Raw genomic sequence first — 20,009 nt, 5'->3', positions numbered from 1 at the left:
TAGGGGTAACTAAGATGAAAAATGTCGTAATTGTTGATGCAATCCGTACCCCTATGGGACGTTCAAAAAATGGTGTATTTCGCCATACTCGTGCGGATGACCTATCAGCACATTTGATGAAGGCAATGTTCCAACGTCAGCCGAATGTAAAGCCTTCAATGGTTGATGATGTTATTTGGGGGTGTGTTCAACAAACTGAAGAACAAGGCGTTAATTTAGCACGTAACGCCGCTTTGCTCGCTGGTCTTCCGGTTGAAGTGCCAGCAACCACAGTGAACCGTTTATGTGGTTCTTCAATGGATGCGCTTCATATTGCCACTCGTGCTATCAAAGCTGATGATGCTGATATTGTGTTAGTGGGCGGTGTTGAGCATATGGGTCATGTTCCAATGACTACAGGACTTAATTTTAATCCAGCTAACGATAAGCAAATGGCTCAGGCATCCGCAATGATGGGGCTAACCGCTGAAGCTCTTGGTAAAATGCATAAGATTAGCCGTGCTGATCAAGATGCGTTAGGTGCGCGTTCTCATCGCTTGGCTCAGAAAGCGACAGATGAAGGCCGCTTCGATAATGAAATAATCCCTATCATGGGGCATGATGAGAACGGCTGTCCTGTGTTGGTTAAACGTGATGAAGTGATCCGCTCGGAAACGACTGTAGAATCTTTGGGTAAACTGCGTCCAGTATTTGATCCCGTCAATGGTACAGTGACGGCGGGTACATCATCAGCGTTGTCTGATGGTGCGTCATGCATATTGGTGATGAGCGAAGAAAAAGCGAAAGAGCTGGGTGTGATCCCCCGTGCTCGTATTCTTGCTGCTACAACGGCTGGTGTACCTGCTGCAATCATGGGTTATGGGCCAGTTCCTGCAACGAAAAAAGCACTAACAAAAGTCAACCTAACAATGGCTGATATTGATTTTGCTGAGGTAAATGAAGCGTTTGCTGCTCAAGCTATTCCATGTTTGCGTGAGCTCGGTCTGTGGGGAAACCGTGAAGAGAAAGTAAATCTACATGGTGGTGCTATTTCGCTTGGTCATCCGTTAGGCTGCTCGGGTGCACGTATTGTTGGCACTTTACTTAATGTGATGGAACAGCGTGACGGTCGTTATGGTCTCGCCACGATGTGCATTGGTATGGGGCAAGGGATAGCCACTATTATTGAGCGAATCGATGCTTAATAGATAATGTGAAGATGTAAATACATCGTTTGTTTTTCTTATATGGGGCTCTATGAGCCCCTTTATTTATTTGAAACTTGAACGGTACATCATAAGCCAGACATTAATCGTTCTAGCTGGGATGTTGAGGTTGATTACATTTTTGCAAATTTATAAGTGCGGTACCCACCGATAAGGTTTCGTGCTTTAAAGCCATTGTTGACCAATTGACGATAAGCAACGTTACCGCGTAACCCAACCTGGCAGTAAATAACGATTTCTTTATCTTTTGGTAGTTCGTGCATGCGCTGACGAAGTTCATCGACAGGAATATTGAGCGTGCCTTCAATGTAGCCACCGTTCTCTAATTCCCCTGGGTTACGCACATCAAGCAATAGTTGGTCATCCGTTAGGTTGTCTATCTCATCAAAGTGGATAGGTGTTGCGTCACCCTTGATGATGTTATTGGCAACAAAGGCTGCTTGGTTGATGACATCTTTTGCACTGCCATACGGTGGAGCGTAAGTAAGTTCGAGGTGTTGAAGTTGTTCAACCGTCATACCTGCACGCTGCGCAACGGCCATGATATCAATACGTTTATCGACACCATCTTTACCTGCTGCTTGCGCACCGAAAATCTTGCCTGATTTAGGGTCAAACAACATCTTGAACGAAACAATTTCTGCTCCAGGGTAATAGCTGGCGTGGCTCGCGGTGTGTACGTAGACTTTTTCATAATCAACGCCATCACGTTTAAGCTGCTTCTCGTTCTTGCCTGTAGCTGCGATAGCTAAATCGAAAATCTTACAAATCGCAGTGCCTTGTGTGCCTTGGTAGCTTTCATTACGACCAAGCATGTTGTCTGCCGCCATCCTACCTTGTCGATTCGCTGGGCCCGCAAGAGGCACAATTGTTTGGTTGCCCGTAACGAAATCGGCTTCTTCAATTGCATCGCCTACAGCATAGATTGCTGGATCGCTGGTCTGCATGCTTGGCGTGGTCCAAATGCCCCCTAACTCGCCAATTTTAAGCCCAGCTTCTGAAGCAAGTGTCGTTTCAGGACGAACGCCAATCGCCATAATAAGAAGGTCAGTTTCTAGTGATTCACTGTTGCTGAGCGATAAGTTCAAATGCCCATTAATGTGTTGATGCTCGGTGCTTTCGCCAGACTCAAAACTGGCAATGTGCGTCTCTGGTACATATTCAACGCCAGAGAGAGCAATACCAAGGCGCAGATCAATGCCGTGATCACGGATTTCGGCATGCACAAAGCCAGCCATTTCTTTATCAACTGGTGTCATTACTTGGTCGGCAAGCTCTAACAATGTGGTTTTAATACCACGCTGGTGGAACGCTTCCATTATTTCTAAACCGATGAACCCACCACCTACAACCGTAGCGTGTTCAACGTTATTGGTTTCAATCGTCTGAAGGATGCGATCCATATCAGGAATATTACGCAGAGAATACGTTAACGGATTTTTCACGCCAGGAATAGGTGGAACGATAGGGCCAGCACCAGGGCTTATCAATAAAAAATTGTAACGTTCAGTGTATTCGTTTCCGTCTAATAGATTCTTAACGGTCACTGTTTTTTCATTACGGTTAATGTTCACGACTTCGTTCATCACGCGAACATCAACATTAAAACGCGCCAAGAAACTTTCAGGTGTCTGTAGTAATAGTTTGCTGCGATCCTGAATGTCGCCGCCAATATGATACGGTAAACCACAGTTAGCAAACGATACGAACTCGCCTCGTTCGAACATGATGATTTCGGCATCTTCACTCAAACGACGTGCTCTAGCTGCTGCTGAAGCACCACCTGCAACGCCTCCGACGATAAGAATTTTAGTCATCTATTACTTCCTTTCAATGCATCTTGAGGTAGCTTGGGTATAAGCTATTCCATCTGTATTGTAAGATACTATAAACAATCAATTAGTAAAAGCTAATAAAATATATGCTTTATTAGTTAAAGCTAAATTAATATTGACTAATTTTCATAATTTAGTAATCTCTAATTAACGAAAGTCATGTTCGATTAGGAATAAAAATATGGTATTTGAAATTCCATGGGATGCATTACGTGGCGGTATGTTACTTGGGCTAGCCGCAGCGTTGTTATTAATCATGAATGGAAGAATCGCAGGCATAAGTGGCATTGTTTCTGGGTTACTTAAACCCGTTAAAGGTGAAGTATCGTGGCGGTTTCTTTTTGTTTTAGGCATGGTGATTAGTGGGGCTCTTGCACCTTTACTTGGCTTTAGTGTACCGGAATCACTACCTGTTACATCTGTATTTTGGGTTGCGTTGGCTGGTTTTCTTGTAGGTATCGGCACGAAGCTGGGTAACGGTTGTACGAGTGGGCATGGTATTTGCGGAATGGGACGTTTATCTAAACGTTCGATTGTAGCGACTTGTGTCTTTATGGCAGTTGCGTTTGTGACGGTATTTGCCCGTTTGCACCTTTTATAAGAGCATGATGAATATGAATCTATTATCTAAAGCAATTGCATTGATCGCTGGGTTGCTGTTTGGGTTAGGCATGATGATGTCTGGAATGGTTGATCCCAATAAAGTGATTGGCTTTCTTGATATTGCGGGTGATTGGGATTCTAGCTTAGCATTCGTGATGGGTGGGGCATTGTTAGTGTTTACGCCAATTTACTTGTTAGTGATTAAAAAGCGTGAAAAGCCGGTGTATAGCAGTAAGTTTCAAATCAGTTCAAATAACACGGTTGATAAACGTTTAATCAGTGGCGCGGCATTGTTTGGTTTAGGGTGGGGTATAGCAGGTATTTGCCCTGGACCTGTCGTTACATCGGTTTCTGCGTTGAATAGTTCGATGTTGTTATTTATTGCTTTTATGCTGGTGGGTATGTGGTTGGGTATCAAAATTGATGAAAAACGTTCTGTGTTGGCATAACTTTTCTTGCTTAGATTTAGACAGATTAAGCCTGTACGAAGAGAGCGCTGCTAATTACGATGTTTCACTATGTTAGGCTATTCGATCAGTAATTTAATAAGTAATTAGTAGCGCTTGATTATGTTATTGAGCGAGCCATGCTTCAGCATTTTCAGTGTCATTGGGTGAAAAGCCTTTAATGTCTAACCCTGGAAATAACATACCTTCTATTTCACTGACTTTTCGTAACCATTGTTGTTCGGCCAGCACTGCTACTTTTTTAAATTTACGCGTGTGACGAAAAAGCTCAGGTAAGCGTGTGAGTTCTTCACCGATGGCACTGAGTGTCGGGAAATCAAAGTCATGGATGGTATATAGCATAATACCATCTTCTACATCTTTCGTTTTATCCACGAATTCGTCTAATAGTATTTTCATTTCTTCGCGATCAATTTTGCCACCAAATGACATATCAATACGATTATTAGCACATTGCGTTATTTCAAACATACGAACCTCAACGACAGTTCTTAACCAACTGTACTCATTTTAGTGCACGTTTGCAGATATTAGGTAATAAACGACGAAAAAGCCGAGAACCGTATCTTAAATACTAATCTAAATAAGTATCTAAGATACGGTTCTCCGCTTTTATGTTTTATTTAAAAAAGAGTTTATAAACTGGCTACTTTGGCTACTTTGGCTATTGGCGTTACTCGCATTTCAGAGTATTCGTCATGAGCACTTTTTTCCGGTGTAAACCATGACAACTTATGAGTAAGCTGCGTAACACTGCCAATAATAATTAAGGCTGGGCTTTGTGCATGTTCAGCAATTATGTCTAATGTTTCAAGTGAGCAAGGCAGTACACGTTGTTGCTTGCTTGTACCACGTTCAACAATAGCAACTGGGGTAGAAGGTGCCATACCGTTAGCTTCTAATCGACGACGAATTTCACCGCTTTGAGTTAACCCCATATAGAACACTAAGGTATGGTTTGAACTGGCTAATGATGCCCAATCAATCTGCTCTTTTTCTGATTTCAGATGACCTGTAATAAATTGCACACTTTGCGCATGATCACGGTGAGTCAAAGGAATACCAGCATAAGCTGCACAGCCAGCCGCAGCCGTAATACCTGGTACTACTTCAAATGGAATCTGGTATGGCAGTAAAGCTTCTAATTCTTCACCACCACGACCAAATATAAAAGGGTCACCGCCTTTTAGGCGAATCACCAATTTACCTTTTAATGCTTGCTCTACCAATATTTGGTTAATACCCTCTTGCGGTACACAGTGGTGTCCTGCACGTTTTCCCACAAAGACTAATTCAGTGCTTGCTGGTGCGAGTGCCACAATGTCGTTAGAGACAAGTCGGTCATACACGATGACATCGGCTTGTTGAATAAGACGCAGGGCTTTTATGGTTAGCAAATCAGGATCTCCCGGTCCAGCACCAACAAGTACTACTTTACCGAGTTGAGTGTTATCACGTTTCTGATTCACCGCTTGGCTTAGCTGACTTACTGTATTGAGGATTGCCATTGTATGCTTACTCCGCGTCATTATTCGGTATGTTTAATCTGGTATTAAGCTGTTTGTGTCACGCTGTTAGTGCGGTCTTCTGCTGCGGACGCAACTAAAGGTCGCTGTGCTTTGGGTGTAGAAAACCAGTAACCCAAGCCCATGAAAATAACGCCTGAAATTGTGTTCCCCACAGTAACCCAAAGTAGATTGTGACCAATTCCAGCTAGCGTGAAGGCTTCTTTATGCTCGCCAAGGTAAGATAAAGCAAAAATAGTCATGTTAGCGACTGAGTGCTCGAAACCCGATGCGATGAAGGCAAGCAAACACCACCAGATAGCGATGAATTTTGATGAACCTTCAACACGCTGGCACATCCAAATAGCCAGACAAACCAGCCAATTACATAGAATTCCTTTAAACAAAAGTACCGACGCTGGGGCGGCTGTTTTTGCCATCGCTACGTTGTTTAATAAGCTGTTGCTATCAGGTAATAATTTACCGCCGCCAGCATAGAAGAACAGTAGGGCAACACCGACAGAGCCAATTAAATTACCCATCCACGTTTGAGGGAGCACGCGTAAGGTATCTGCAACAGTGATTTGACCTGTTTTTACACCAAAAGTAAGGAACATAGTGTGTCCGGTGTATAGCTCAGAGCCAGCGATAATAACGAGTGTTAAAGCAAGACCAAATGTACTACCCATTACCAGTGAACGGATTGATGGATCAACCATGTTCCCCAGTGTGAATATCAAAATAATGCCTAAACCAACATAAGCACCTGCCATGGCAGAGCTTAGCCAGAATCCAAATCTTTCTTTATCTGCAAAATCGACGATACGTGCAGCGGTAGCTGAACATTTCTTGATTGTATCTGCGTACATGTAGTTCTTCCTTAAGTTAAATCGAAATCTTTTTGGAATAGATAAAAGAAGTATCCATACTCATTCCAAAAAGCAGGGAATTCAAAACAACTGGAGATGCTGAATTCCCTGAATGATGTTTCTAACTATTCTATGCAGCGATTTGAACGTCGCCGTTTTCTACTTGTATTTGAAAACTTTTTACTGAAACGTCGCCGTTTTCTAAACAACGCCCATCTTTTAAAGCAAACCGTTGTTTTTTCAATGGGCTAGCAACCCATAGCTCGCCTTCGTGTTCGCAAATTAGACCGCGAGATAGCACGTTTGAGCGCGCAAATGGGTCCATGTTGTCGATGGCAAAAAGCTCTTCTGATGCGTAGGGACGAAAAATAGCAACTTGCTCTCCTTCAACAAGGGCACATACCCCAGTACCTGGCATCAAATCGTCAATTGCACAGACTGAAATCCACTGGCTCATACTTTTTCCTCCAATGAAATAGTGTAGATTGGCGCTTTTTCATTTTCAGTTGCAGGGCGATGTTGTTCACGTTCGGGAACGAAAGCGACATTGCTGTCACGCTCTGAAGAGTTAATGAAATGATTGAAACGCTTCAATTGGTTGTCATCTTCAAGTGTTGTTGTCCATTCACACTGGAAGCTAGCAATCAGTTTCTCAACATCGGCTTCAAGTTGAGCATTGATGCCTAACTTGTCGTTGATGATCACATCGCGCAGGTATTCGATACCGCCTTCTAAGTTTTCTAACCATACCGATGTACGCTGTGCCTTATCGGCAGTACGGATATAGAACATCATGTAGCGGTCGATGTATTTAATTAGCGTGTCTTTATCAAGGTCGGTTGCTAATAAATCAGCATGGCGAGGTTTCATGCCCCCGTTACCACCTACATACATATTCCAACCTGCATCTGTTGCAATAATGCCAAGATCTTTACCCTGCGCTTCAGCACATTCACGGGTACAGCCTGATACACCGAATTTTATTTTGTGTGGTGTACGAATACCTTTGTAGCGGTTTTCTAGCTCAACACCTAGACCTGTGCTGTCTTGAACACCAAAGCGGCACCAAGTGCTACCCACGCATGTTTTTGCCATGCGAAGGGCTTTTGCATACGCTTGACCTGTTTCAAAACCAGCAGCAATTAACTTTTTCCAAATAGCAGGAAGGTCATCTTTGTGTACACCGAATAAGCCAATACGCTGTGCACCTGTAATCTTGGTGTATAAGTTGTATTCATTAGCCACTTGAGCAACGGCAAGCAATGCTGCTGGTGTGACTTCGCCACCCGCCATACGGGGAATGACAGAATACGTACCATCTTTTTGCATGTTGCCAAGGAAGATGTCGTGAGTATCTTGCAGTTGTGTATTGTCTTGGGTTAGAACGTAATCGTTCCAGCTAGACGCAAGAATAGAACCGACGGTTGGCTTACAAACCTCACAGCCGTAACCTTTACCGTATTTCTTTAATAATTCGTCGAATGATTTGATCTCTTCAACACGAATTAGGTGGAATAGCTCTTGGCGAGAATATTCGAAGTGTTCACATAAGTGATTTTTAACTTCGATACCGGCTTTTGCTAGCTCTGCGTTCAGTACTTGTGTAATCAGTGGAATACAACCACCACACCCCGTACCCGCACCCGTTACAGCTTTGATTTCACCTAATGTTGTATGGCCATCTGCAACAGCTGTTGCAATCTTGCCTTTAGTTACATCGAAGCATGAACAAATAACGGCTGTTTCAGGTAATGAGTCAGCGCCCATTGATGGCTTTTCTGCACCAGCGTGAGCAGGTAAAATCAATGAGTCTGGATGCTTAGGAAGATCCATGTCATTAAGTTTTAGTTGCAGTAGGTTGCCGTAATCGGATGTATCGCCTACTAATACCGCGCCTAATAATTTTTTACCATCTTCAGAAACGATGATGCGCTTATACACTTCCTCGTTTTCATCAAGGTAAACGTAGCTCTTACAGTTAGGTGTACGACCATTCGCATCGCCAATACTGCCTACTTTTACGCCAAGCAATTTCAGCTTCGCGCTCATGTCTGCGCCTTCGAATGTTTTTTCTTCACCAATAAGATGGCTAACAGCAACTTGTGCCATTTTGTAGCCTGGTGCAACTAAGCCGTAGAACATTTCATTCCACGATGCACATTCACCAATTGCGTAAACATCTTCGTCTGATGTAAGGCAATTATTATTGATTGCAACACCGCCACGACGACCAGTTGCCAAGCCACATTGCATTGCCAGCTTATCTTGAGGACGAATACCAGTAGAGAACACGATGAAATCGACTTCTAGCGATGTGCCATCGGCGAAGTTCATGGTGTTACGAGCGTCAGTGCCTTCGGCGACGATTTCTTTGGTATTTTTCCCTGTGTGTACTTTTACACCCAGTTTTTCAATCTTGTTACGAAGCTGCTCACCACCTTGGCGATCGAGCTGTTCAGCCATCAATACTGGTGCAAATTCGATAACGTGTGTTTCAACACCCAGTGCTTTCAATGCACCAGCGGCTTCAAGCCCGAGCAAACCGCCACCAACAACAACGCCACTTTTACTGCGTTTGGCTGTTGCTTCAATGGTCTTTAAATCTTCGATTGTACGGTAAACGAAACAGTCTTTTCCTTCGTTACCTTTGATCGGTGGCACCCAAGGATAAGAACCTGTCGCCATAATCAATTTGTCGTATTTAATTTCACGCCCAGTATTTGAGTGGATGACTTTTTGAGCGCGGTTGATTGTGATAGCACGTTCACCAATAAGGACATTGATGCCGTGTTTCTCATAGAAACCTTCTTTAACTAAAGAAAGTTCATCTGCGGTGTGGTGCGAGAAGTAAGAAGACAGGTGAACCCTGTCATATGCAATGCGTGGTTCTTCACAGAAAACGGTAACTTCAAAATTTTCCATGTCTGCTTTATCGACAAGTTCTTCGATATAGCGATGGCCGACCATACCGTTACCGATAATTGCCAATCTGACTTTGCTCATAATATCCTCTTAACAAAGGCGTTAAATCTGTTCGCATAATAATAAGTCAGCTTGTGAATAAATATGATGTAAATCAACCACACTTTAAAATAACCCTAAAGTGGTACTCCTTATTTATCAGTGCTTTAAGTGTGATCGTTTAAATTAAAATGTACAGTTTGTAAGTTAATTACATTAAATATGAATGATTTATGATGAATTATGAGTAAGAAATTACTGAAAGAAGATGGTATTAATACAAAATCATTTCGTATTTATTTACGAGTAATTATTTACTATGTGCATGCATTTAAATGCAATCATATACTAATCTTTTGTATTTAAAATCAAGTGGTTAATTGGTTTCACAATTATTAAAGTTTTTACATTCCTCTAACATTTCTCTGTGGGTTGCTTTGTAGGGTGCATATGCGTCTATACACCTATATGGGAAATATAATAATGAATATAAAAAAACTGCATTACTGCTTGCTACCATTTGCGACTTTGTTATCGGGTTGTTTCGATGATACTGAGCTAGAGGTAGATACTCGGCAATACATTACATACGATTTAAAAGCACTGTATTATCCGAATGATCTTTATCTAACAGGGAGTGATGGCACGATTGAACTATCGTCTGAAGCCACTGAAAAGACGGATTATCATAATTATGAAAATGTTTATGGGGCACTTGATGGTTGGTCTACGGGGTACAAAATTCGTTTACCGCTTTCAGGTGTCGAGACAGAGATTGATGAAAGCACTTTAGCTGACAACGTGGTTGTCTATGATGTTGCTGCAGGGAAATTATTGGGTGAAGACAAATACATAAGCCGTATCTCCGCTGAACATGAAATTGAAATTCTACCCACCGAAGTACTACCGGAATCATCAGCTTACATTCTAGCGGTTACCGCTGGTGTACAAGATATTGATGGTGTGCCGTTAAGGCAAGATTATAACTATGAGCAGCTCGTGCAAGGTAAAATGCTTGATGATGCCAATAGCAATAATGCCATTTCTCAGATAACGCAGAATGAAAGTCTATTAAAACAGGCTGGAGTATCGAACGAGATTGTATATAGCGCCGCTTTTACGACGCAAAGTATCATGCCTGTAATGGAAGCGGGTCGGGCGTTGATTCCTGATAATATAGCTTTAAATGATGGTTTTGGAGACCTAACGGAAATTGCTGTTGGTAGTACGTTCTCAAAATATGACACATACGGTACGACGGTAACTCTACCATATTATCTAGAATCACCGACTTCGGTGGATGATTGCAAAGTGTTGACGTTATCTGCCACTCAACTGACCGAAGATGAACAGTTGGCTGTTCGAGCTGATCCTATTGGTAGCTGTCCTTCACTTTACAGCTGGTGGGAAGACAGTACAGAAGGGTTTCTTCATGGTGGTAATACCGAGCTAACAAAGAAATCAGACCAAACTGTACCTGTGGTAATTTATGCACCTAAAGATTGGGATGGTACACCATTACCGGCAGTTATTTTTGTGCATGGCATTACGGGGTGGAAGGAATCAGCAGCAACCATGGCAGCTAGTATTACAGATACGGAGAGGCTAATTATTGCCATTGATCAGCCGCTTCATGGTTCAAGTAAAACAGACGGTGGTCGAGGTATCGATCTCGATGGTGACGGTATCCTAGACATTACCGCTACCAGCACGGACGAATTTGAAAACAAATCTGTTTACCTCAATCTATCAAGCCCCTTAACTTTACGTGATAACCAACGCCAAGCGGTGCTTGATCAGTTAGCCTTACGTAAAGCGCTTAATAATACGAGTTTTATTGAGAAAAGAGTGGGAACTGATAACGCAGAAGTTAGCTTGATTGGTCATTCTCTAGGTGGGATTGTATCAACTATGGTAAGCGAAATGTCACAAAATGATAGCTCGAAAGCTGGTGATGAATTCAAGTTTACCACTGTCAATCTTGCTGTTCCGGGTATGGGCTTAACCGATATAATGTTGAACTCGCCATTATTGAGCGGTGAGGTTGTTAGTGAAATTAAAGCCTCAACAGATGTGCAATTAGCGGTGGCAAGCATGTTGGGTCTTTATGATGAGAGTACTGATACTCCGCAGGAAGGGTTAGCAGCGATTGATGCGTACCGTCTTGAAGATGAGGAAAAGGTCGTTAAATTTGAAAATATTGTTTACAACATGGTTGCTCCTGCTCTGTTGCAGGCAACGCAAACAACTGTAGATGGTGGCGATCCCGCTAACTTTACGACAGAGCAAGCAAACAGTGCCCAACCGATTTTGTTATTGGAAGCAGTAGGTAACTGTGGTGATGGTTTAACCCCTGAATGTGAAGTGGGGGTTGAGTATATATCAGACAATGTGGCTGTTAACTCTGTTGAGGGTATTCCGTTAACAGGAACTGAACCTTTAATTACGCATTTAGGGTTAGATGCTATTACTGCAGATATAACAATGAGCACAGATGTCATAAAAGGGGTTATTCGAGTGAAGTCGGGCGGTCATGGAACTTACCTCTTCCCTTATGAAGGTCCTGTTAACGAAGACGGAGTGCCAGGGTCAGTGAATGGTCACATGGGTTACCTGAATGAGTCGATGGCAATGCAACAAGAAGCAGTAGCATCCTTTATTAATAGTGATGGTGAATACGTGAATATTATTAATCCAGTGCATGTTGAGGGTGAAGTGCCACTACCTGTAAATTGATGCTTCTGAAAATGATCGGTTCTTAGTTACATTAATAAACCCATCCTCTTGCGTGGTTGCAGTACCACAAAAATAGAGGGTGGGTTAGTTTGCTCATGCAGCTAAAAGGTGAATTAATAGACAGATACCGGTTTCATAGTATTACAAAGAGAAATTAAGGCTTGCATCTGCGTCTCGATTTGGTAAAACAAAGTATGACCTCAAGGAAGCAGGTGTCCAATATGACGATTGCCAATAAATTACTTAGCCCTGCCATTGAAGCCCAAGCAAAAAAGGAAGGGGCACTGAACGCGCTAGAAGCGGTGTATGTAAAAGCCCGTTACGCCAGATTCAAAAAAGTTAATTGGGGAGGCCGTATTTTCGACGGTATCCAATTTGGCGACGGCAGTTTAATTGCAGTGAAGCCCGGTGCTTTTAATCGGTTAACGTTGGTATCGGTTGAGCACGAAAGTATGCTGGGGTAGCCTTTTGGTGTAAGCTGATTTGCTAAGTTGTATCGTGTAATGGCAGATATGCTTAGTGATAAACATGATAATTCTTATTCTGAAGCCCTGATGATGGTGTTAAAACACTGTTGTCGGGGCTTTCTTGTTTCAATCTTTGATATACGTCGAGTACGAGGGGACAAATGTCCTCTTGCTGTTTTTGTACATTCATTACACTGATAACCACAACAGCAATACCGCTAAATAATAAATACAACAACATTAGAAGGGATAGAACATGAATATACTTGCGTGGTTTGATATCAATAATACTTTGGTGAATATTCCAATTGGTGGTGGGTATGCCATGTCATGGATTGAAGCTGTTGGTACCGTTTTTGGCTTGCTGTGTATTTGGTACGCCAGCCAAGAAAAAACCATTAATTACGTGTTTGGTCTGATTAACGTTTCCCTTTTCGCGATCATTTTCTTTCAGATCCAACTCTACGGCATTTTGATGCTGCAATTGTTTTTCTTCTGCGCCAACATCTATGGTTGGTATGCGTGGACACGTCCTTCCTCAGAAGCTGGCGAGATGCTGGAAGTCCGTTGGCTTAATAAACAAAAAATGGCGTTTACTGCAGCGGTCAGTGTTGCTGCTATCGCTATTATGACGGTGTTTATCGATCCTATTTTCTTTGCTTTAGCTAATATCAGCGTGGATGTACTGAATACTTTTGGTGCTGATTTAGCACGTCCAGAATTGTCGCCAGATGCATTCCCATTCTGGGATTCAGTAATGACAGTCTTGTCGATTGTGGCGCAAATCCTAATGACGCGTAAATACGTTGAAAACTGGATGTTGTGGGTCGTAATTAACATGATCAGCGTGTGCATCTATGCAGCACAAGGTGTATATGCTCTTTCTATTGAATATGCGATTTTACTATTTATTGCGGCGAATGGTACACGTCAGTGGATGAATACAGCGAAGCAAAATCAGCAAAGTAAGCAACACGATCTGGCAGCTGAGGTAAAAGCATAATGAGTAAGCAACCTCACCTTTGTGTTTCGGCAGAACAAATTGCCAAGCGTGTGATTGTATGTGGTGAGCCTGATAGAGTTAATCGCATTGCTGCCCTACTGGATGGTGTCGAAATCATTGCTGAAAACCGTGAATACCGTTTGATGAATGGACGATTCAATGATCAACTCATCACGATTTGCAGTACTGGCATTGGTGCACCGTCAGCTATTATCGCACTCGAAGAGCTTAACTTGTGTGGTGTGAAGCAAGTGATCCGCGTGGGATCATCGGGTGCACTGCAAGTTAATATTGCTCTGGGTGATTTGATTGTTGCCGAGGCTGCTGTAAGAGATGATGGTGGATCGAAAGCGTATGTTTCGAGTACTTTTCCTGCATATGCAGATCGTCATCTGATAGCCAAGATAGAAGCTTATTTGAATCGCTCTCTGACAATGCCAAATACTGAGCAATATGTCGGTCAGGTGCATTACGGTGTGGTACGTTCACACGATAGTTTTTATACAGATAACGAAGCGCAGCTTTGCCAGCATTGGCATGAAAAAGGCGTACTGGGCGCAGATATGGAAACATCAGCGTTGCTGACCGTCGGTAAGTTGAGGGGGATGCAGGTTGCGTCGATATTGAATAATGTCGTGTTGTTCAAGCAAGATGTACAAGAAGGTGTTGGTTACTATGTGAATGCTGAGGCCGTGATGATGAATGGTGAACAGCGTGCTGCCTTGGCGGCGTTGCATGCCCTATGTAACGATTAAGCGAACAAGTAACATTACTATGGCTGCTGTATTGAGGGCTGTATTTGATTGATATGAATACAGTGTACAACCTGAGAGCCCAGCATATGTTTCTATCAACATGTGCAGGGCTTTCTATTTTAGATAACCCTATTTTTAAATAACCCTGTATTTAGAAAATCTTGTATTTAGAAAATCCTGTTATTTAGGTATATCATGTGAGCTAATAATTGCTCGTGAATATGTTAGAAGCCCAACGCTATGCAGATTAAGCCCTATCAGCAAGGACGTTTCACGCGTCACCTTGAAACACTTTATCCCGCTTTTAAAGCTGCGTTTTATCAATGCCAAACGCATCAGCAGTTGCTATGTGCTGGCGATGAAATTTTACGTCAGGGACAAACGTTAGAGTACTTGTATGTGGTGTCGGTTGGGCGTGTTTCAATGAATATTGCCGCAATGAATGGTCGTCGTTTTCAATTGGGAGAGATCGACTGTGATCATCATATCTTTGGTGAAATGGAATTTTTCAGTGACACCCCTTGCCAATGGAGTGTGGTGGCAGAAGAAGATCTCGATGTTGATATTATCTGTTTACAAGCATTGACGACATTGCTGATTGAGCGACCTGAGTTTCAAGTGTTTTTTTCTAGCGCGCTGGCTGCGGATTACCAAGACTCGTTAGATATCTATACCCATAGGTTATTGCATCCGATTACTTATAATATCGCTTACGATTTATGGCATCGTAGTCAAGTGAATGTGATGCTTGGCAACTTCGATAAAGTGACGTTGGAAGCTGAACGGTTTGGCACTTCTAGCCGCGTTTATCGTCGCGCAGTAAAAGAACTGATAGAGAAAGGATTAATAGAAAAAGAGGGGGCGGAAATTTCAATAGTCAGTCTTTCAGCATTAAAAACCTTTATCGACCATTATGATTAGCAGTAAATTTTACGTATTTGTAACAAATTATTGTAAAATAATCATTGTGCTTTAGTGCGAAGTTTATTATTTTGCTCAGTGACCGATTTACTGTTCTGACCGGAGCAGTGTCGATGGCAGAAGACCTGTCATTGGAAAATAGGGATTACATCGTTTTTGGAGTACGATAAATGAAACACATTTCTGCTGTGCTGCAGTTAATGCCAGTAAGCATACTACATGCAATATCCGCCGCTATACGTTCGGGGTCGACCCGTATTGCTTCACGCACCCACGTCTATCTTTCCTATACCTCAAGCCGATTTATGGGCTTTTTTGCTTTTTCAGGTTTTAGTGCTTTTCGATTTTAATCCTGAAATTTCAATCGATTAAGACATCTTTATTCGTTACACCTTTTTCAATTTGATTGTAGTACATGATGAATACTCTTTTATATCAAAGTCTATCATGTCCGGAATCCGCACAACTGACCGAGTATTGCGTACCTTCTCTGCAAGCAATGGGGTGTAAACAAGTAACAATTAGGTATAGGTAAATATTGTGAATTTAAAATTAGTGGGTAGTTCGTTAATCATTGCAGGTACCGCGCTGGGCGCAGGTATGTTAGCCATTCCGATGGTACTGGCGCAGTTTGGCCTATTATGGGGCACTCTTTTGATGGGGGTGATTTGGTTAGGTACAACCTACGCCGCATTGTTATTACTTGAAGCCAGTATTAAAGCCGGTGGTGGCTTAGGCATGAACACCATTGCGCGTAAAACCTTGGGTAAAGGCGGCCAACTGGTCACCAACGGGTTGCTTTACGCGTTGTTAGTATGTTTATTGATGGCTTACATCATTGGAGCCGGTGACTTAGTGAAGAAGATGCTGCACGGTGTTGGCATTGAAATGTCGATGATGCAGACACAAGTCTTGTTTACACTGGTTGCTGGTGTCGTCGTTGCCTCTGGTACTGCTGCCATCGATAAGATTAACCGCCTGTTGTTTGCTGTAATGGTTGTCGTATTAGGTATCACGCTATTCTCGCTCGTGCCGACTATGTCTTTTGAACACCTTTTAGATGCGGCAAGCAATGATAAGGTTGAGCTAATAAAAACCAGCTCAGTACTATTTACTAGCTTTGGTTTTATGGTCGTGATTCCATCACTTGTAACCTACAACAAAGGCGCGTCACACCGTGATTTGCGTAACATGGTTATTGTAGGCTCTGTTATCCCATTAGCTTGTTACTTATTGTGGTTATATGCCGTTGTGGGTAACTTAACCCCAGAACAATTGGTGAAGTTTTCAAATGTGTCTGAATTGATTGCCGCATTGGGCGAGCGTTTCAGCGGCATTCAAGTAATTCTGTCTACTTTCACAGGCCTGGCGCTACTGACGTCATTCTTGGGCGTGGCCATGGCACTGTTCGATCAAAATGCGGATACATTTAAGCAAAATAAAGCCGTTACCTATGTACTTACCTTTATTTTCCCATTAGTTGGTGCACTTTGGGCCGCTGATCAGTTCTTATCTGTATTGGGTTATGCTGGCTTTATTCTTGTGTTCTTGGCTATCTTTGTACCAATGGCGATGACAATGAAGTTACGTAGTTTTGAAAAGCAAAAGTCATCAGGGCATGAAGCTCTGGCAGAAGCTTACCAAGCTGGTGGCGGCTCGGTTGCTATGGGGCTTAGTTTCGTATTTGGTTGCTTCTTAATTGGTGCTCAGTTGGTATAAGAGCTGTTGATTACTGATTGTAGAAATAGAATGTGATTTAGATGAAGAAGGCGTTTATCGAAAGGTAAGCGTCTTTTTTTGTACTCTTAAAGTGTAAATTTGGAAAATGGGATGCGAAGAAGGCAGAGATATTTAGCAAACAAGTAGAAATTAGAATGGATGTAGTAACGCGAAGATTTACGGAGCAGAGAGGGAAAATAGGGGTAATCAGTTTGACCGAACTGAAAATACCCCTATCTAATGGTAAACCTTTAAGTGACCGAAAAATAAAGGTTTACCGCTAAATATTGCTCTTTTCCATGGAGTACGAAAACGGGTTCGTTGGAAAACAGCACTACTTAACTTGATGCGGGAATCATACAAATTTTCATCCAAACCTGCTACAAAAGGCCTGAGTTTTGTCATTGCTATTTTTGATGTAAGTGTAAACTAAACAATACACTTCAGTTTGAATGCACCGATCAAGCACGGAATCTTAGGTTGTCGTTTTGGCGACATGACAGCAGAGCAAACATGCTTTATTTTATACCCAAGTTATCTCAAGGTGCTCGTTTCAGCGAGAATTTGTTAGGCTCTAGGCAAGGCATCTATTTATAGGTCTAGTGGTTCTACGTTGAAAATAAGTAACACGGCAGAGCCCAACGAAACTCGCCCTTTGGGAGTGGCTCAGCGTATCTACTTCTGTGTCAAATGTGTTTGAAAGGGAATGCTATTCCTACACACACTTTCCTTGAATTTAACACGCTGAGGTCACTCTGAATCTTGCATCTTGAGGTAGCTTGGATATATATTATCGGTAAATTAGAAGGATAAGGGCATGTTTTGGAAAAAAGCTGAAAAGGTTGTTGAGCAAGCACTAGTCAATAATAGTCTTCTACCCATAACAACCGAAGCTTGTGTGATCAACGAAGCTGGTATTGATTACTTTGGGCATGTCGTTACGCAAAACGCGGAACGTAAATTTCAGTCAGGTACGAAACAAGACAATCCTTTTTTACCTTACGAAGAAGACATGTTTGTAGATAATGCTGGCGAAAGCCATGTTTGTTTACTGAATAAGTTCCCGGTTATATCTCCCCACCTGTTAATTTGTTCTCGTGAATTTGTTCCTCAAACATCGCCTTTAGAGCTACAGGATTTTTGCGCGTGGGTAATGGGTTTCGATAGTGACAATGTGTTAGGTTTTTATAATAGCGGAACGATTGCAGGCGCGAGCCAGGCCCACCGACACATGCAGCTTGTACAATCCTCTATTCCTTTAGAGCACGCTATTATTAATCATGAACTACCGTTTAAACACCACCTGTATCAGTTTGATTCACTAAGTGGTGAGCGATTGTATTTGTGTTATTTAGCGGGGTTAAGAGAGCTCGGTATACTGGATAAGAATGGCTTAACCAATGACAATAGCTTAGCAAGCGAACAAGAGTGTAAGCCATACAACTTGCTACTAACTAAGCACTGGATGTTAATGATTCCACGATCTGCGAATCAGGTAAACGATGTGTTTGCGAATGGCATTAACTACAGTGGCCGTTTTTTAGTGAAAGAACCAGAGCAACTGACTTGGCTAAAGGAATACGGCATGATGCAGTTTTTGAAAGACTGTAGTCAGGGGTAGATTGATATATATAGTAAAGACCACTCCGATACGGTTGTGGTCTTTAGAGCGACTATTAAAGACTATAAATTCATGCGTTGCTTTTCACCTTCTAGCCATGCATAAAGAGTTTGCAGTGTTTCTTCAAGAGGGCGTCGATTACACTTTGCTTGCACTTGATCTATTTCGTAATACTTACGCCCATCAGGGCGCTTTATCATTCTTACGCCCATCGTGACACGCTCTGGCGCAGTGACTTTGAATACTTGATATTCATCGTTTAATACTCGTGCATGGTAAGCACCTACACAGTGGCGTTGCTCTTCCCCTTCATCACGTAATTCAAAATAGCTTGTTAACGGCTGAATATATTCAGTACCACTAAAAACGATCTGATACGGCTTTTTATGGGTCGGACACGGTACATAGTGCTTACGGTTTTGAGCTCGAATCCAACTATCGTGTAGTGCTGAAATATCTTCTACGGTGCGTAACTTACGTAAATAACGCATAGGTTCAGCTAAACCTAAATTAACTCCCATCATTAATGTGTCATTGAGTAACGTTGGCAGTTTAATTCTACTTTTTAGTTTGCTTTCAGATAAATTAATCGCAAGGTTTGAGCCGGTTAATCCCGGTAATACCATATCAAGCTGTAATGACTGATGAGTAATAATAGGGTAATGACCAAATAGACGGTAACGCTCAGCAATTGGATGCAATAGGCGTGTAACTAAGGTATGGCTTGAACGCGTATCAAACGTAATATCTAGACGATCTAAAAAGCGCAATGCTGCTTTACTGTGTGAAAAACCGAGTATGCGCAAGATCTCACGTTGACCGTATTGGCAAAGTTCTAATGATTTTTCGCGATCTAGAGGGTATTCATTACAGATTAAATACAATAGAGCAGGGCGTAATTCAAGAAGCTGACGAGCATTTCTATTGGAAGCAGCCAAGCTCAACATATAAATCGAAGTTTCAGGGAATGGTTTTACTCGGTCTACAAGTCGCGGGGGAATAGAAGCAATCCATTCATCGCCCCCAGGTGTAAAAGCTATTTGATCGATAGAAAAACCAATATTTCCTTCTAAGGATTCAATATCGCCATTCGTGTATTCGCGCTTTAAAAGTAACTGCTGATCCCACGGCCATAATTTTAGGCTAAATTTAAAACCAAACGGTGTTAAATCGAGAACCAGAACTTGGCTTTTATCATTGATTTTTTGCGTGTCTTCAGCTAATTGCATTGTTCTATCATTATGTTATTTGTCTGAATTAAATCCCAGCAAGAATAATAACTGGGGCGTTTATCGATACTAACAAAAACTAAGCGTATTTCTACAAATTTAATAAGCATTTC

The 20,009-nt window shown here is 42.2% G+C and carries 17 protein-coding genes; 10 read left to right on the top strand and 7 right to left on the bottom strand.

What is annotated here, in order from left to right; translation table 11 throughout:
* Positions 1–14 precede the first annotated feature (14 nt).
* Positions 15–1,184 (top strand): acetyl-CoA C-acyltransferase FadA, encoded by a 1,170-nt coding sequence (gene fadA, locus C9J48_RS01105; protein ID WP_006231542.1) that lies wholly within the window; start codon positions 15–17, stop codon positions 1,182–1,184.
* A 134-nt stretch (positions 1,185–1,318) separates the two neighbouring features.
* Here the strand turns inward: fadA and C9J48_RS01100 are convergent, their stop codons facing one another.
* A complete protein-coding gene (locus C9J48_RS01100; protein WP_006231543.1) occupies positions 1,319–3,022 on the bottom strand; it encodes an FAD-dependent oxidoreductase in 1,704 nt (567 codons plus the stop codon).
* 199 nt (positions 3,023–3,221) lie between these two features.
* Here C9J48_RS01100 and C9J48_RS01095 point away from each other — a divergent pair, with 199 nt between their 5' ends.
* Complete coding sequence (locus C9J48_RS01095) at positions 3,222–3,641, top strand: YeeE/YedE family protein (protein ID WP_006231544.1); 420 nt, start codon at positions 3,222–3,224, stop codon at positions 3,639–3,641.
* Positions 3,642–3,648: 7 nt separating this feature from the next.
* Positions 3,649–4,092 (top strand): DUF6691 family protein, encoded by a 444-nt coding sequence (locus tag C9J48_RS01090; protein WP_036803354.1) that lies wholly within the window; start codon positions 3,649–3,651, stop codon positions 4,090–4,092.
* A 123-nt stretch (positions 4,093–4,215) separates the two neighbouring features.
* On the opposite strand, the gene C9J48_RS01085 is transcribed toward C9J48_RS01090, so the two are convergent.
* From C9J48_RS01085 to nirB, 5 genes are all read right to left on the bottom strand, one after another.
* Complete coding sequence (locus tag C9J48_RS01085; RefSeq protein WP_006231546.1) at positions 4,216–4,581, bottom strand: SpoIIAA family protein; 366 nt, start codon at positions 4,579–4,581, stop codon at positions 4,216–4,218.
* A gap of 164 nt (positions 4,582–4,745) precedes the next feature.
* Complete coding sequence (gene cobA, locus C9J48_RS01080) at positions 4,746–5,618, bottom strand: uroporphyrinogen-III C-methyltransferase (protein ID WP_006231547.1); 873 nt, start codon at positions 5,616–5,618, stop codon at positions 4,746–4,748.
* A gap of 44 nt (positions 5,619–5,662) precedes the next feature.
* Positions 5,663–6,484 (bottom strand): nitrite transporter NirC, encoded by an 822-nt coding sequence (gene nirC / locus C9J48_RS01075; RefSeq protein ID WP_006231548.1) that lies wholly within the window; start codon positions 6,482–6,484, stop codon positions 5,663–5,665.
* A 130-nt stretch (positions 6,485–6,614) separates the two neighbouring features.
* Positions 6,615–6,941, bottom strand: coding sequence for a nitrite reductase small subunit NirD (nirD, locus tag C9J48_RS01070; protein WP_006231549.1), 327 nt, complete (start codon positions 6,939–6,941; stop codon positions 6,615–6,617).
* Positions 6,938–9,487 carry a nitrite reductase large subunit NirB gene (gene nirB, locus C9J48_RS01065; protein WP_006231550.1) on the bottom strand — a complete coding sequence of 850 codons (2,550 nt, stop codon included), beginning with the start codon at positions 9,485–9,487 and terminating at the stop codon, positions 6,938–6,940. Before nirB ends, nirD begins: the two co-directional genes overlap by 4 nt.
* A 441-nt stretch (positions 9,488–9,928) precedes the next feature.
* Between nirB and C9J48_RS01060 the strand changes: the two genes are divergently transcribed.
* From C9J48_RS01060 to C9J48_RS01030, 7 genes are all read left to right on the top strand, one after another.
* On the top strand, positions 9,929–12,181 hold the full coding sequence (locus tag C9J48_RS01060) for an alpha/beta fold hydrolase (protein WP_006231551.1): 2,253 nt from the start codon (positions 9,929–9,931) through the stop codon (positions 12,179–12,181).
* A 221-nt stretch (positions 12,182–12,402) separates the two neighbouring features.
* Positions 12,403–12,645 carry a hypothetical protein gene (locus tag C9J48_RS01055; RefSeq protein ID WP_006231552.1) on the top strand — a complete coding sequence of 81 codons (243 nt, stop codon included), beginning with the start codon at positions 12,403–12,405 and terminating at the stop codon, positions 12,643–12,645.
* A gap of 259 nt (positions 12,646–12,904) precedes the next feature.
* Positions 12,905–13,651: a nicotinamide riboside transporter PnuC gene (gene pnuC / locus C9J48_RS01050; protein ID WP_006231553.1), complete on the top strand. Its 747-nt coding sequence runs from the start codon at positions 12,905–12,907 to the stop codon at positions 13,649–13,651.
* Positions 13,651–14,406 (top strand): nucleoside phosphorylase, encoded by a 756-nt coding sequence (locus C9J48_RS01045; protein ID WP_006231554.1) that lies wholly within the window; start codon positions 13,651–13,653, stop codon positions 14,404–14,406. The genes pnuC and C9J48_RS01045 overlap by 1 nt, the downstream gene beginning before the upstream one ends.
* A gap of 240 nt (positions 14,407–14,646) precedes the next feature.
* The gene (locus tag C9J48_RS01040) at positions 14,647–15,327 is read left to right on the top strand and encodes a Crp/Fnr family transcriptional regulator (protein WP_006231555.1); all 681 of its coding nucleotides are present in this window, start codon (positions 14,647–14,649) and stop codon (positions 15,325–15,327) included.
* Between the two features lie 540 nt (positions 15,328–15,867).
* Positions 15,868–17,046 carry an amino acid permease gene (locus tag C9J48_RS01035; RefSeq protein ID WP_006231556.1) on the top strand — a complete coding sequence of 393 codons (1,179 nt, stop codon included), beginning with the start codon at positions 15,868–15,870 and terminating at the stop codon, positions 17,044–17,046.
* A gap of 817 nt (positions 17,047–17,863) precedes the next feature.
* Entirely contained in the window at positions 17,864–18,667 is an 804-nt protein-coding gene (locus C9J48_RS01030; RefSeq protein ID WP_006231557.1) for an ATP adenylyltransferase family protein, read from the top strand.
* Between the two features lie 62 nt (positions 18,668–18,729).
* On the opposite strand, the gene C9J48_RS01025 is transcribed toward C9J48_RS01030, so the two are convergent.
* A complete protein-coding gene (locus tag C9J48_RS01025; RefSeq protein ID WP_006231558.1) occupies positions 18,730–19,896 on the bottom strand; it encodes a PcfJ domain-containing protein in 1,167 nt (388 codons plus the stop codon).
* Positions 19,897–20,009 lie beyond the last annotated feature (113 nt).

The sequence above is a fragment of the Photobacterium profundum genome (genome assembly GCF_003026285.1).
GTDB classification, from domain to species: domain Bacteria; phylum Pseudomonadota; class Gammaproteobacteria; order Enterobacterales; family Vibrionaceae; genus Photobacterium; species Photobacterium profundum.
The sequence above is the reverse complement of the archived record's forward strand: the minus strand, read 5'-3'. Positions and strand labels throughout refer to the sequence as shown.

Coding starts and splice junctions, on each gene's coding strand:
- fadA (WP_006231542.1), top strand. CDS start 15: ATGAAAAATGTCGTAATTGTTGATGCAATCCGTACCCCTATGGGACGT.
- C9J48_RS01100 (WP_006231543.1), bottom strand. CDS start 3,022: ATGACTAAAATTCTTATCGTCGGAGGCGTTGCAGGTGGTGCTTCAGCA.
- C9J48_RS01095 (WP_006231544.1), top strand. CDS start 3,222: ATGGTATTTGAAATTCCATGGGATGCATTACGTGGCGGTATGTTACTT.
- C9J48_RS01090 (WP_036803354.1), top strand. CDS start 3,649: ATGAATATGAATCTATTATCTAAAGCAATTGCATTGATCGCTGGGTTG.
- C9J48_RS01085 (WP_006231546.1), bottom strand. CDS start 4,581: ATGTTTGAAATAACGCAATGTGCTAATAATCGTATTGATATGTCATTT.
- cobA (WP_006231547.1), bottom strand. CDS start 5,618: ATGGCAATCCTCAATACAGTAAGTCAGCTAAGCCAAGCGGTGAATCAG.
- nirC (WP_006231548.1), bottom strand. CDS start 6,484: ATGTACGCAGATACAATCAAGAAATGTTCAGCTACCGCTGCACGTATC.
- nirD (WP_006231549.1), bottom strand. CDS start 6,941: ATGAGCCAGTGGATTTCAGTCTGTGCAATTGACGATTTGATGCCAGGT.
- nirB (WP_006231550.1), bottom strand. CDS start 9,487: ATGAGCAAAGTCAGATTGGCAATTATCGGTAACGGTATGGTCGGCCAT.
- C9J48_RS01060 (WP_006231551.1), top strand. CDS start 9,929: ATGAATATAAAAAAACTGCATTACTGCTTGCTACCATTTGCGACTTTG.
- C9J48_RS01055 (WP_006231552.1), top strand. CDS start 12,403: ATGACGATTGCCAATAAATTACTTAGCCCTGCCATTGAAGCCCAAGCA.
- pnuC (WP_006231553.1), top strand. CDS start 12,905: ATGAATATACTTGCGTGGTTTGATATCAATAATACTTTGGTGAATATT.
- C9J48_RS01045 (WP_006231554.1), top strand. CDS start 13,651: ATGAGTAAGCAACCTCACCTTTGTGTTTCGGCAGAACAAATTGCCAAG.
- C9J48_RS01040 (WP_006231555.1), top strand. CDS start 14,647: ATGCAGATTAAGCCCTATCAGCAAGGACGTTTCACGCGTCACCTTGAA.
- C9J48_RS01030 (WP_006231557.1), top strand. CDS start 17,864: ATGTTTTGGAAAAAAGCTGAAAAGGTTGTTGAGCAAGCACTAGTCAAT.
- C9J48_RS01025 (WP_006231558.1), bottom strand. CDS start 19,896: ATGCAATTAGCTGAAGACACGCAAAAAATCAATGATAAAAGCCAAGTT.